The sequence below is a fragment of the Aporhodopirellula sallentina SM41 genome (assembly GCF_000346505.1).
Classification (GTDB): domain Bacteria; phylum Planctomycetota; class Planctomycetia; order Pirellulales; family Pirellulaceae; genus Rhodopirellula; species Rhodopirellula sallentina.
On record NZ_ANOH01000047.1, the window covers coordinates 22,544 to 35,350 of the forward strand.

The following is a 12,807-nucleotide window of genomic DNA, read 5'->3' on the forward strand; positions in this document are numbered from 1 at the left end:
ATGAATATGTTCAATCACGCCTCGTCACCGCTGACGAACGCCGCGAGTAATTCGAAGGGACAACGCCTGTCCCCTTTGCGACTGCTCGATCACTACGATCACCAGATCGATTGTGAGGCGTTGAAGGGGTTGGCGGGCCAGTCGATCCTGAACCCACGTCAATTCAACCGCCGCCAAGTCATCGCTCTTGCACAGTTGGCGGCGTTGCTGGAAACGCGTAACGTCGAGATGGAAAAACCTCTCGATGGAAAAATCGCGATCACCGCATTCTTTGAAGCCAGTACCCGAACTCGGTTGTCGTTTGAGAGCGCGGTGTTGCGTCTCGACGGGAAAGTCCTTTCGGTGCCGGACGGGCAAGTGACGGGCATCGCAAAAGGCGAATCGCTCGCTGACATCGGTGAAATGTTCAATACCTACGGTGACGTCGTGATCATGCGGCATCCCGATACCGATTGTCTCGACGAGATCAGCAAAAACCTGCAGCGTCCGTTGATCAACGCGGGCAACGGTTCGGGGCACCACCCGACGCAGGCCTTGATCGATTGGTACGCTTTGTTGAAGTGGCGGCCGGAACTGTGTGACCCGAATTGTCCGGAGTCCAAACGTGTTCACCTCGGAATCATCGGGACACCGGGATCGATGCGTGCGGTGAAAAGCTTCGTGCGGCTCGCGCTGATGTTTGCCGGCGCGGTGAAGAAAATCACGCTGATTTCGGAATTGGCCGATCCGGTTGGGTTGGACCTAACCGAGCCGATCGAGGAGTCGCCGATCGAGATTGAGATCATCAACGATGTTCAGGAGGTCCTGCCGGAACTCGATGTGGTGTACGTCAACTCGATCGCGTTTTTGGGTGACAGCTATCGCAAACTCGACGCCCGTTACAAGTTGGACGAAACGAGTAACCTCAAATCCGACGCGGTGATTTTGCACCCGCTGGCGCGAAATGATGAGTTGAGCGAAAGTCTCGATCAAACGGCACACAATTTGTACTTTGCCCAGGCGGCGGGAGCGGTCTTCGTCCGGCAAGCGTTGCTCACCGCCGTTCTCGACAGGCTCGACCGTATCTCGGGGATCAACGACGTTTGACTTTCGTCGTTTCCGTCTCGCACGTTTCGTCGCTGAACGAACTCCGAGTTCCATCTCTCTCAACTCACAAAATTTGTTTTTGTTATGTGTGGTATCACCGGTTTTTGGAACCCGTCGCGCACCAACGAACGGGATCTGCGGTTCGCTCTCGACCCGATGTTGGACGTCCTCGATCACCGGGGGCCTGATGAACGAGGCAGCCGATTCTTTCGTGAACTTGGCGTCGCCTTGGGGCACACCCGGTTATCGATCATCGGTCTGGATTGTGGACACCAGCCGATTGAGACCGATGATGGCGACTATGCGGTCACGGTGAACGGTGAGCTGTACGGATATAAAAAGATCCGCACGGAACTCGCGTGTCAGAGATACACCTGCAACGGCAAGAGCGACAGTGCGGTCACGTTGCCGTTGTATCTCAAACATGGTCTTGCGTTTGTCGAGAAGCTGCGTGGTGAGTTTGCAGTCGTCTTGTTCGATCAACGTGAACAACGCCTGATCCTGATCCGCGATCGTTTCGGGGTGAAGCCGCTTTACTATCACGTCGGCGACTCCGGTTTGGTGTGGGGGTCGGAGGTCAAATCGATCCTCAAGCACCCAGACGTCACTCCGCGGCTGTGTCCGAAAGCGGCCGTGCACCAGATGATGCAGGTCATGGTCCCTGGCTCGACGTCATTCGAAGGCGTCGAGGCACTCAAGCCCGGGCACATGCTGATCGCGAACCTGCGTGGCGATCGGCTCGAGGTGGAAACCAAACGTTGGTGGGATTTCGAATTCCCGGATTCGCACGAAGAGGGCGTCGACCCGACCGAGTATGTCCAAGGGGTTCAGGAACGATTGATCGATGCGGTGGCCACACGGTTGGAGGCTGACGTGCCGGTGGGTTGCTACTTGTCCGGCGGTATCGACAGTTGTTCGATTCTCGGTCTGGCGACGAACCTGCAGCAGTCGCCGATCAAGGCGTTCACGATCGCGTTCGATAGCGACGAATACGACGAGTCGAACATTGCTCGCCGAATGGCCGAGAGCACCGGTGCGGAGCAGGAGTTGCTGCGGTTGACCGAGAAAGAACTCTACGGTCCCGCGTTCGAGCGAGCGACATGGCACGCCGAGCGGACTTTCTACAACACGCTCGCCGTTGCCAAATGGCACATGAGTCGCCGAGTCCGGGCGTGCAACTACAAAGCCGTCATCACCGGTGAAGGATCCGACGAGTTGTTCGGCGGATACCCGTTCTTTCAACGGGATTGGTTGGGACGCGACAGCGAAGGAGGGATCTTTGCCGGTGCGATCCTGGCCGAGGAAGATCAAACTCATAACGCATGGCAGGACCTCTGTGGTTTCACGCCGTCCTGGATTCAACCGTGGATGATGGTTCTCGAACGAGTCAAACCGTTGTTCAGCTCGTCGGTGCAGGACCTCCTGGCTGACTACGATCCGGTCGCGGAGGTCGCCGGTGCGATCGATCCGAACATGGTCCGCGGACGCCATCGTCTGGACATCTCGCAGTACACGTGGAGCAAGACGATGCTCGAGGGGCAGATCCTCACGTGGGGTGGCGATCGAATGGACATGGCCAACTCGATGGAAGCCCGACCGGCGTTCCTGGATCACCACGTTGCCGAGTACGCGACCACGATCCCGCCGGACGTCCGTATCCGCGACGGTGTGGAAAAATGGGTGTTGCGAGAAGCGATGGTGAACGTGCTGCCGCGTGAACTCTACGAACGTAAAAAGTTTGCTTTCATGGCACCTCCGGCGCACACCGATCCGGTGAAAAAGGCGGCGGTGCAGGAAATGATCAACCACTGGTTGACCCCCGAACGTGTTGCCGCAGTCGGCTTATTCGACTACGGTCGGCTCTCCCAATTCCTGACCGATTCGTGGAACGAAACCGATGGCACGCTTGCACGTCGCAACGACATCGTGATGAACCACGCGCTGCAACTGCATATGCTGCACGGTCAATATGTCGAAGGACTTCCGCTGCCGGCGGTTGACTGATCATGCCATCACTGCAAGTCGACTTGCAACGAATCAAATCGGATATTCTCTCGCTCGCGGAGATCGGTCGAGACCCGGTTGACCACGGCATCTACCGAATGGCGTTCACGGACGCCGATATGGAAGGAAAGCGTTGGTTGACGGACCAAATTGACGCTGCCGGATTGCCTCATTGGACCGATGGTGCGGCGAACATCTCGTCCAAGGTCGAAGGTGCCAGCGATGCACCGGAGATTTTGATCGGCTCGCACATTGACACGGTTCCCTGCGCCGGGGCTCTCGACGGGACGCTCGGCGTGATCGTGGGGCTCGAGTGCCTGCGTTGTCTCCGGGAGGCGAAGGTATCGCTCGAGCGGACGATCGAATTGGTTGCTTTCAGCGATGAGGAGGGACGTTTCGGGGGAATGTTCGGGTCGCAATCGGTCTGTGGAGAGATCAATCCTGAAAAGCTCGCCACGATGACGGACATGAACGGAGTCCGGCTCGAAGACGAGCTTGTCCGTCACGGCCTCGATCCGATGGGGGCTCTCGACGCGGCTCGGAACCCGGAAACGATCGAAGGCTATTTAGAGCTGCACATCGAGCAAGGGCCGGTTCTCGATCGGATCGGTAAACCGGTTGGCATTGTCGACGAAATCACTGGCCTTTTCACGTGGTCGGTGCGATTCAAGGGTGAGGCGAATCATGCCGGTACCACCCCCATGAATATGCGGAACGATGCGTTCATGGGGCTCGCCGATTTTGCTCACGAGATCCCACGGATTTTGGATGAAAACGGCAGCGACCGGAGCCGGGCGACCATCGGCAAGGCACAAATCCTGCCCGGTGCCACGAACACCGTTCCGGGGTTGGTCGAGTTTTCTTTGGACGTTCGTGATACCTCCGATGAAGTCCTCGACGAACTCGCCACGGCGTTTCGAAAAGCGTTATCGGCGATCGCCCGTCGCAGGCATCTGATGTTTGAATTCGAACAGAAGAGTTACATCGCACCGGTGAAGTGCAGCAAAAAGATGATTAACGCATTGACCAATCAGAGCTCCTTGCTCGGACTTGATTCGAATACAATGCCTAGCGGAGCCGCTCACGATGCCCAGATCATGGGACGGATGGTTCCCGTTGGAATGATTTTCGTCCCCAGCAAAGGGGGCCAGAGCCATTCGCCGTCCGAATGGACCGCGTGGGCGGACATCGAGGCGGGGGCCAACGTGATGCTCAACACCCTTGTTCAACTTGCTAGTTAATCAATGATCGACGATATCGACCCTTCCAATCCCCACGTTGATCCACTCCGTGATGTTTATCACGAATCGTTTATCGACAACCCCAAGCACATGGAGTTCCTCACCGGGAGGAACACGGCGTTGTTGTGCATTGATCTGCAGTATCTCGACGCGGCTCCCGGGTGCGGCGTCTTTGCCGATTCCGAAGCCAGCGGGGTTCCGCCCGAAGCGCAGGAGTACTATTTCGACCGCCTCGAAAAAATCGTTCTTCCGGGAGTGCGTAAGCTGCAAGACGCGTTTCGGCAGCACGGTCTCGAGGTCATCCATACCCGCATTCAGTCACTGACCCAGAACGGTCGTGATCGAGGAATGGGGCACAAACGTCTCAATCTACTCGCACCCCCGGGCTCGCGCGAGGCCGAGTTTATCGATCAAGTCGCACCGGCGCCCGCCTACGATGAGATTGTGATTAACAAGACCGCGAGCGGCGTGTTCTCGTCCACCAATCTGCACTACGTGCTGAAGAATCTGGGCATCGAGTCGTTGTTTGTTGTCGGTGTCTACACCAACGAGTGCGTCGAAACCACGATCCGTGACGCCTGCGACCTGGGCTACCTCGTCACGATGGTCGAAGATTGTTGTGCGACGGTGACACCGGAATTGCACGAAGCCTCACTATCAACGCTGCGTGATCGCTACGCCCGGGTGCTCACCCTCAATGAGACACTCGGTGATGTTGATACCAAAGTTCCGATGCTCGACTGAGTCGGCTCGCGGTGCACTGCGACTCGGAACGCTGTTAGAGTGGCGTAGCCGATGTCACCAGACTTCGGTGCTCTGAATTCTGCCGAATCCAGCTGCCAGACTAATCACGTAGCGAACCAAAGTAGGCCGGATGAAGGAGGCTTTGCGACGCCCATCCGGCAGGCGTGTGAATGCCGGAACGTCGCTGCGCTTGGTCCGGCCTACGAACCTATTCGATTGACGTACTCGATGTCGCCAGACTTTGGCGGTTTGAATTCAAGCGAGTTTAGCTACGGGGATTGGGCGTTTCAGATATCAGAATGCTATGGTGATGCGTCACGATCAAGAATCGAGTTTTGAGGGCTCCCGAAAGTTGCCGAAGCATTCGGTGGTTCGCAGGGCCTGCCGAAACTCTTGGCGAGTTTCGCTACTCCGAAATATGTCGTGCCGGAATGCGGGCAAGAAGAAGCGATGATAGGTCAAGCGTCTGTGGGATCGGAGCCGGCGCCATCGGCATCGGTCGTTGCTGGAGGGGCACCGAATGCGAGGTGGAAAACACGCGGGTCACGCATGCCTAGCGCGACCCAAGCGATCACACCTATGATAATCGGAACGAAAAAGGGATCACCCACTCGCACGTGAGATGCGGTTGCCCCGCCGAGATACGCCGACAACAAAATCGCGGCAACGAACGCGGTTCGCGGGATGAGAAACAAGACGGCGATGGCGACCTCCACGAGGCCAACCTTGAACATCACATCGGGATCCCAACCCAGGTGCCCGAACATTTCCGCCTTGCCGTCCCACTCGGTGAATTTGCCGCTCGCGCTACCGAAACACAGCATGGCGAAGAGTAAACCGCTGATGATCCAACCCGCGATTCTGGTTTTCGATTTTTTCATAGTCGTACTGAAGGTTGAAGATCCGACGAGCGGGGAGAAGGCGTTGAGTTGCGAGCATTTTGAAGAACGACGAGGCCGATGTTGCCAGACTTTGGAGGACTGAATCCTGGCGAATCCAGCCATGGCGATCGGGCAGTTTCAATTTCAAAATGCTCTCATGAATGTACACGATCATTCCCGATCCGCCGCGGCCAGGTATGCTGATTTCATTCGGCGAACCGGTTGCTGCGGCGGTAAAATGGATGCATCAGCGGCGATTATGAACGCCTCGCATGAATTGGGTCCACTCACCCTGGTCGCCTTGCATTTCGCTGATCATCAACCACTGGTCGCGATCAACGATTTCGATTGTATCTCGATACAAACCCGTTCCTTCGCCGCTGAACTTTGGCCCTTCTGAATTCAGGGTGAGACGTTTGCCGGTTTCGTCGAGCACGCCTTGGTACGGCCAAATGTTGTTCATCATCGATCCGACGAACGTTCCCACATAGGCATTCTTTGCAGGGTCAAACCCCAGCGTCATGATTGCCGACCATTTGCCGTCTTCCGTTGCCCCACCGCTGCTTTCGCAGATCACCCAAAGGCCACCGAGCATGCGGCACTCCATCGTTCCCGACGATTGAGTTTTCTCTCCTTCGGGCCCATCGCAATTGTGATCGAATGACCAAATTCCGACGAGCTGAGTGAGCCATTGGTGTTCGGATTGTGGTTTTGCAAACATCTCGTTCCTCAAAATGGGGCTTATCAGGAAGACGAATTCCCGAGGGGATGAGAGTATTGCCCCTCGTTTTGTCTTACGTTTACCATTAGACGAACGGTGCCGCTGCAAATCGACAGCCCGAGGGAAAAATTCTTCTTTCGCGAGAATGTTTGTTCACCGACGTTCGTGCAGCGACTGTGTTGCACGTGCTTTTCACACCGGCATTTGCTTGTGCCGACTGATGTCGCGTAGGCCTTCGATTCCGGTTGGTGGTTCGGGACGCCATGGGATCAACGCCATGCGATTGGCGTGCTCGGTTTGGACTTCTTCGATGAAGCCACGCTCGTATTGTTGGCGACTGCGTAGCGTTCGGTCGGTAACGTCCAACGGCGTGAGGCTTTGATTGATCACCCATCCAAACGGTTCGATCTCTGCCCGTCGCAGATCGTCTTGCAACCCGGCCGCCTCGTGAACGGGAGTTGCCTCGGGGAGGGTGACAACGAGCACGCGGGTGAATTGTGGATCGCGTAGTCGTGGCAACAAGTTGGCAACTTCTTCCGAGATCTCGTTCGTTTGCCGAGACACTTCGCGGTGATAGGCCAACGCCGAATCGAGAAGCAAAATCGTGTGACCGGTCGGTGCGGTGTCCAGCACCACGAATCGGTCCGAACCTTCCGCAACGGCTTTGGCGAATGCCCGAAAGACCGCGATCTCTTCGGTGCACGGCGAGCGAAGATCCTCTTCGAGTAGTGCCCGGCCTTCGGTATCCAAGTCGTCTCCGGCGGTGGCGAGGACCTCGGCGGTGTACTTGGCGGTTTCCTCCGCGGGATCGATGCGTCCGACAGTCAGGCTCGGCAACTCGCCCGCAGCGAGCGTCGCGGCGAGATGCGCGGCCGGGTCCGTTGTCGACAAGTGCACCTCAAAACCACGATCGGCCAAGGCGACTGCGACCGCGGAGGCGACAGTGGTTTTGCCGACGCCGCCCTTGCCCATCGCCAAAACGACGCCGTGGCCTACCGAGGCGAGGTCGTCGATCAGAGTTTCAAACTCATCGGCGGCAATCGCGGGCAGTTGCGGATCGGGATCGGCGGAGAGGTCTTCGGCGGGCGGCTCGCCGACTCGTCGCAACGAATCGACGCCCATCAAACCTCTCGCCGACAACGGCACGGTGGTTTGCGGGAGTGCACCGATTGTTGCCGGCATGGTTTGCAGGGCTTGGTCGCCGCGTTTCTGCATCGCAACGGCGATCGGATCGGAACGGTCTTCGCTGTGAAAGACACCGTTGACGATTAAGTGTTGGTGGGTGACTCCGATCGCTTTGAGTTCTTCGCTGGTGCGGCTGGCTTCCTGAAACGCCGAAGGTTCCGGACGTGTCACGAGAACCAACGTTGTTGTGTCCGCGTCGCATAGTGCGTTGACGGTTTGTTTGTAGATTTGTTGCTGAGCCTGCAATCCCGCGAGTGGTCCCAAGCACGATGTTCCCGAGGTGTTGGTTTCAATGAAACCGGACCACGCCGAGGGCAATGTTAATAGCCGGAGGGTGTGCCCGGTCGGGGCGGTGTCAAAGACCACGTGGTCGTAGTTCTGTGTGGCCTGTTGGTCACCGAGTAGGCGGGCGAACTCATCGAAGGCTGCGATTTCGAGCGTGCACGATCCAGAGAACTGCTCTTCCATGCTGGCGACCGCCGTGTCGGGGAGCACACCGCGATAGGGGCCAACCATTCTTTCCCGGTATTCCTTCGCGGCGGTTTCCGGATCGATGTTCATTGCATCGAGGTTAGGCACCGAGTCCAACGGTGTGGGGACGCTGCCGAGTTGGGTGCCAAGTACTTCATCGAGATTCGATGCCGGGTCGGTCGAAACCAACAGCACGCGATGACCACGGTCGGCCAACTGCACCGCGGTCGCGCAGGCCATCGACGTTTTTCCCACGCCTCCCTTGCCGGTAAAGAAAAGATTTCGAGTCGGTTGTTGTAGGAATTGCATCGGTACTTTCTCGTGCGTAGGCGAAACCAAAAAGGTCAGACGGATCGGTGAGCGAGGCTCAGCAACAGTTGCTCTTGCCGTCGCAGCATCCTTCCGAACCGGTAGGCTGCGATTCGTCTGCGGACGCGTTGACGGTCGGCAGACCGATGGTGCTCGATTGAGCGGCGGTTTTGAGAGTCGATCCGGTCCACATCGCGAGGCTCTCGCGAGACGGATATTCGTTGCGACTGACGACGGTGTTGTCGACGATGATCAGCGGCAGGCATTCAACGCCTTCATCGCTGAGCATTTGTTTGACGCGTTCGTTTTGTGCGAACTGCAAGGCGTCTTGAGCCAGATTGAAACGCTCGACGCTGTGCCCTTGCGACCTTAGCCAATCTAAGTCGGCGGCGAAGCGAGGTAGAACCGGATCGACCTGAGGTCCGCAAACGCCGGTCGAACAGCACATGGCTCGGTCGTAGATCTGAACGTGACTCATGTTTTTCTCCGATAGGTAGATAGGGGGTGTCTTCTAGAATCGCTTATCGTCGATTGGCGATATTGCGGGTTAAAAAAAACGAACGAAATACGATAGTTTGGGTTAGGGATCGACCAATTGGTCACACGTGGGACATGGGACCGTCGCAGTCTGGGTGCCGGGTAGAACGCTCATGGGCTTTACTGGCTTCGTCGTCATCGACGCCAAAAAGTGTGGAGTCAATGACGAGGGTTCAGCGTCCGCGGTTGTTTGGCGTGTGTTCTTAAAGTGCTTTCACGAAGCTTTTCAGTTTTTCAAGTTGTGGCGGATTGATGCAGTAGCAGACCTTTGGCCCGTCCACTTCGCCTTGGATCAAACCGGACTCTTTGAGAATCTTCAGGTGCTGTGAAACGGTGGACTGAGCCAACGGCAGGCAATCGACGATTTCGCCGCAAACGCAGGCTTCGCGTCCGATCAACAGCCGAACGATCTGGACTCGTGCCGGATGAGCAATCGCCCACGCGAGTTTCGCAAACTCCTCGGCGGTCGGGTCCGGCGTCAGTTTGACCGGATCGGTCGAACACTTTTTCTTGGCGGCGAGTTTCGCGGTGCTGGATCGTTTTACCATCTGAATTCCTGTTATCGTTGATCTACGATAGACGGTACGCCGCAGCCTCGTGAAAGTCAAGGCGACATGGGAATCTGGTCTCAGCGGAAATTCGTGTTGAGGGCGTGTTGGGCCCCGATTTCAAAGGGGATTCGCCGCGATTCCGTTGAAGTGCGCCCGCCCCAAATTGGCGACCTCTTCGGCACATCCCCAGGCGACCGTGAATCCACCGCCGCCGTGCCCGTAGTTGTGGATGACCGTTTGTCCGTTTTCGAGCGTTTCCGTTTCCAGCCGAACGGCATGGCGGCCGGGACGCAGTCCAACCGTGGCTCCCAAGACTTTCGCGTCTTCAATCGCAGGCACCGCGCGGACGCATCGCTGGATGATCGCGGCTGAATCTTCGTCGCGAACGTCGCGTCCCCAATCGTTCTCGTTGGAGGTTCCACCGAGGATCACGTCGTCGATCCGCGGCAGGATCAGAGTGAATTGGTCGTCTTTCTGGTAAACACGGGTCGAACAACGCAGCCCATCCGGTCGTGCCACCCGGACGACCTGGCCACGGATCGGAAAAACCGATTCGTCGCCGACAAAGTCACGAGCGGCCACGCCGGTGCAATTCACCACGAGGTCGAATTCGGGAAACAATTCCGCAGGTGATCCAATTTCACGTCGAACGAACTCAGCGTTTCTCTCGAGAAGTTGATCGCGAAGGTAGGCCAGATGGCGGGGAACGTCGATAACCGGCAACACGACACGAAACGCCTCAGCGCAGTCGAACCCGTATTCGCTCGCGTCGATTCGTTCCCACTGATCGACAGATTGCAGGACGTAGCTGCTTTCGTCGGGATCGATACAGAACCGGAAGTGCTCTTCGAAGTGTACTCCGGAGTCGGGAATCTGTTTCAATCGAGCGTATTCGTCGTAGGAGCACTTCGCCCATTGCTGCACCCTTTCGGTCGGGTACGTGCGGTGCGGCCACCAGTAGGCGCCGGCTGACATCGAGGTGGTTTGCTCGAACGGTTCTTTGGAGAAGAGCACCACCTGATGGCCTTGATCGAGCAACTTTGCTGCGGAAGTCAGCCCGATAACGCCTTGGCCGATGACGGCTATTCTTCGAACCATTGATACGCTCCGGGGAAAGTTCTCGCGAGGCACGTTTGTCGTGGGAACGCAAACCCGTCCTTCGCAACGGAAAGACTGTGTCGCACTGCAATCGACAATTGTTTGCCTTTGGCAAGCCTGACGCAACCTCGCGGGCATCTCACGGATGCGTCTCGAGCATCTCGCTGCGTGTGTGACCAATGACTACGCCGGAGAAATTGTCTCGCAAGTCGCATCATGCACGACGCGTTCCAGCGAGCATGTTTTTTGTCTATTGACCCTGTCGTTTCGATGTATGCGGTAACGGACAGGAATCCATGTCGGTTCGGCGTGCGGTGGATCGTCGCGACGATTCTCGGAAACACCGTAATTTGCGGCGTTTTTGTGTTGTCGGTGTTTCCGTGCGCCCATTCGTCTGTGGTGAAAGCCTTGTGACCTGGCGCATAATCGATTGCTTCGAAGAGAGTGGGGGTCACTTTCGGTACCAGGAGAAAGCGGTGGTTTGCGATGCAGCCTTCATCGATCGATCGAACGATTTCCGTCGTGGTTTTTGTGATGGCGGTGTTCTGTTTGGTGAGTTTGTTTTTTGCCCGCTCGTCAATCCCGGTTGGGATGCGCGTTCCCGGCATGGACGGTACGCCTCAAGTATTGGTGACCGCAAACCGTCTTCCTTACGAAGCGGTGATTGCGGGGCGTCCGGTTTCGGGATCTGGAGTGGCGTCAGCCATTGGCGGCACCTGGCCAGGGTTCCGGGGCCCCAATCACGATGGCGTCTCGCGTGAAAACAAAACGTTGGCTCGTCACTGGCCAGAGACCGGCCCGCAAAAGTGTTGGGAAGTCACGTTGTGCGAAGGCTACGCGAGCCCCGCGGTGCGCGACGGGCGGGTGTATGTGTTGGATTACGACGAGGCAGTCGGAGCCGATGTGCTGCGGTGTCTTTCGCTCGATGACGGGCGTGAGATCTGGCGTGCCGGCTACCCGGTGGCGGTCACACGCAACCACGGAATCACGCGGACGGTTCCGGTCCTGTTCGAAGATTGCGTGATCACGTTTGGCCCGCAATGCCATGTCGCCTGTTGGGACGCCGTGACCGGAGAGAACCGTTGGTTGATGGACCTGCGTCAGCGGTATCAAACGACCGTTCCACGTTGGTACGCCGGGCAGTGCCCGTTGATCGACCAAGGTCGTTTGATCTTGGCGCCGGGGGACGCAGCGTTGATGGTCGCGATCGACCCGAAATCCGGTGCAGTGATTTGGCAAACCGAGAATCCTCGCGGTTGGGAAATGACCCACGGGAGTATCGCGGTGATGCACCACGCAGGGGTTCGAATGTATGTGTACTGCGGCAGTGGTGGTGTCATTGGAGTGGATGCCGAAACCGGGGAATTGCTGTGGGAGACCATGCAGTGGCCGGTGCAATTCGCTCACACGCCGACGCCGGTGCCGCTGCCCGATGGACGAATTTTCGTGTGCAGCGGGTATGGAAACGATGTCGGTGCGTTGATGCTCCGTCTCGATGAAACAGCACGCAATGTTTCCATCGAGCGAAAGTTTTCTCCGAAAGAATTCAACTCCGAACAGCAAACACCGATCTTCTACAACGACCATCTCTTCGGCATTCGCAAACGGGGCGGCGGCCCGATGGTTTGCATGGATGTCGATGGTAACGAGATTTGGAACAGCGGTCGGGATCGGTTTGGCCACGGTCCGTACCTAATCGCCGACGGCTTGCTTTTCATGATGAGCAACTTTGGCGAACTGACGATCGCGGAGGCCAGCCATGAAGGTTATCGCCGGCTCGCCAGCCATCTGGTTTTTGAGGATGGACACGATGCGTGGGGGCCGATGGCAATTGTCAACGGCTACCTGTTGCTTCGCGACATGACCCGGTTGGTCTGTTTGGACGTGGCGGCGCGAGAAACGTCGGTTGGCGAGGGGCCGCTATGAACGAACGAAATTCCGGCGCTGTCTGGACGCCGATGTGGGTGATGCTCAGCGTC

At 57.3% G+C, this 12,807-nt stretch carries 11 protein-coding genes; 5 read left to right on the forward strand and 6 right to left on the reverse strand.

What is annotated here, in order from left to right; genetic code table 11:
- The 4 genes from RSSM_RS02215 to RSSM_RS02230 all read left to right on the forward strand — a co-directional run bounded on the left by RSSM_RS02215 (nucleotide 1) and on the right by RSSM_RS02230 (nucleotide 5,075).
- Nucleotides 1-1,086 carry an aspartate/ornithine carbamoyltransferase family protein gene (locus tag RSSM_RS02215; protein WP_044300681.1) on the forward strand — a complete coding sequence of 362 codons (1,086 nt, stop codon included), beginning with the start codon at nucleotides 1-3 and terminating at the stop codon, nucleotides 1,084-1,086.
- Nucleotides 1,087-1,170: 84 nt separating this feature from the next.
- Nucleotides 1,171-3,090 carry an asparagine synthase (glutamine-hydrolyzing) gene (gene asnB, locus RSSM_RS02220; RefSeq protein WP_008674039.1) on the forward strand — a complete coding sequence of 640 codons (1,920 nt, stop codon included), beginning with the start codon at nucleotides 1,171-1,173 and terminating at the stop codon, nucleotides 3,088-3,090.
- A gap of 2 nt (nucleotides 3,091-3,092) precedes the next feature.
- On the forward strand, nucleotides 3,093-4,331 hold the full coding sequence (locus RSSM_RS02225) for a Zn-dependent hydrolase (RefSeq protein WP_008674041.1): 1,239 nt from the start codon (nucleotides 3,093-3,095) through the stop codon (nucleotides 4,329-4,331).
- Nucleotides 4,332-4,334: 3 nt separating this feature from the next.
- Nucleotides 4,335-5,075, forward strand: coding sequence for a cysteine hydrolase family protein (locus RSSM_RS02230; protein WP_008674043.1), 741 nt, complete (start codon nucleotides 4,335-4,337; stop codon nucleotides 5,073-5,075).
- A 458-nt stretch (nucleotides 5,076-5,533) separates the two neighbouring features.
- Here RSSM_RS02230 and RSSM_RS02235 read toward each other — a convergent pair whose 3' ends face one another.
- From RSSM_RS02235 to RSSM_RS02265, 6 genes are all read right to left on the reverse strand, one after another.
- Nucleotides 5,534-5,956: a DoxX family protein gene (locus RSSM_RS02235; protein WP_144059512.1), complete on the reverse strand. Its 423-nt coding sequence runs from the start codon at nucleotides 5,954-5,956 to the stop codon at nucleotides 5,534-5,536.
- Between the two features lie 247 nt (nucleotides 5,957-6,203).
- A complete protein-coding gene (locus RSSM_RS02245; protein WP_008674047.1) occupies nucleotides 6,204-6,677 on the reverse strand; it encodes a DUF1579 domain-containing protein in 474 nt (157 codons plus the stop codon).
- 192 nt (nucleotides 6,678-6,869) lie between these two features.
- The gene (gene arsA, locus RSSM_RS02250; RefSeq protein WP_008674048.1) at nucleotides 6,870-8,642 is read right to left on the reverse strand and encodes an arsenical pump-driving ATPase; all 1,773 of its coding nucleotides are present in this window, start codon (nucleotides 8,640-8,642) and stop codon (nucleotides 6,870-6,872) included.
- A gap of 58 nt (nucleotides 8,643-8,700) precedes the next feature.
- A complete protein-coding gene (gene arsD / locus RSSM_RS02255) occupies nucleotides 8,701-9,120 on the reverse strand; it encodes an arsenite efflux transporter metallochaperone ArsD (RefSeq protein WP_008674049.1) in 420 nt (139 codons plus the stop codon).
- Nucleotides 9,121-9,382: 262 nt separating this feature from the next.
- Nucleotides 9,383-9,727: an ArsR/SmtB family transcription factor gene (locus RSSM_RS02260; protein WP_008674052.1), complete on the reverse strand. Its 345-nt coding sequence runs from the start codon at nucleotides 9,725-9,727 to the stop codon at nucleotides 9,383-9,385.
- A 120-nt stretch (nucleotides 9,728-9,847) separates the two neighbouring features.
- A complete protein-coding gene (locus tag RSSM_RS02265) occupies nucleotides 9,848-10,828 on the reverse strand; it encodes an FAD-dependent oxidoreductase (protein WP_044300671.1) in 981 nt (326 codons plus the stop codon).
- A 486-nt stretch (nucleotides 10,829-11,314) separates the two neighbouring features.
- Between RSSM_RS02265 and RSSM_RS02275 the strand changes: the two genes are divergently transcribed.
- Nucleotides 11,315-12,754 carry a PQQ-binding-like beta-propeller repeat protein gene (locus RSSM_RS02275; protein ID WP_008674059.1) on the forward strand — a complete coding sequence of 480 codons (1,440 nt, stop codon included), beginning with the start codon at nucleotides 11,315-11,317 and terminating at the stop codon, nucleotides 12,752-12,754.
- The last annotated feature ends 53 nt before the right edge of the window (nucleotides 12,755-12,807 follow it).

Excerpts from the sequence above, each read along its gene's own strand:
- RSSM_RS02215 (WP_044300681.1), top strand. The coding sequence starts at position 1 with ATGAATATGTTCAATCACGCCTCGTCACCGCTGACGAACGCCGCGAGT.
- asnB (WP_008674039.1), top strand. The coding sequence starts at position 1,171 with ATGTGTGGTATCACCGGTTTTTGGAACCCGTCGCGCACCAACGAACGG.
- RSSM_RS02225 (WP_008674041.1), top strand. The coding sequence starts at position 3,093 with ATGCCATCACTGCAAGTCGACTTGCAACGAATCAAATCGGATATTCTC.
- RSSM_RS02230 (WP_008674043.1), top strand. The coding sequence starts at position 4,335 with ATGATCGACGATATCGACCCTTCCAATCCCCACGTTGATCCACTCCGT.
- RSSM_RS02235 (WP_144059512.1), bottom strand. The coding sequence starts at position 5,956 with ATGAAAAAATCGAAAACCAGAATCGCGGGTTGGATCATCAGCGGTTTA.
- RSSM_RS02245 (WP_008674047.1), bottom strand. The coding sequence starts at position 6,677 with ATGTTTGCAAAACCACAATCCGAACACCAATGGCTCACTCAGCTCGTC.
- arsA (WP_008674048.1), bottom strand. The coding sequence starts at position 8,642 with ATGCAATTCCTACAACAACCGACTCGAAATCTTTTCTTTACCGGCAAG.
- arsD (WP_008674049.1), bottom strand. The coding sequence starts at position 9,120 with ATGAGTCACGTTCAGATCTACGACCGAGCCATGTGCTGTTCGACCGGC.
- RSSM_RS02260 (WP_008674052.1), bottom strand. The coding sequence starts at position 9,727 with ATGGTAAAACGATCCAGCACCGCGAAACTCGCCGCCAAGAAAAAGTGT.
- RSSM_RS02265 (WP_044300671.1), bottom strand. The coding sequence starts at position 10,828 with ATGGTTCGAAGAATAGCCGTCATCGGCCAAGGCGTTATCGGGCTGACT.
- RSSM_RS02275 (WP_008674059.1), top strand. The coding sequence starts at position 11,315 with ATGCAGCCTTCATCGATCGATCGAACGATTTCCGTCGTGGTTTTTGTG.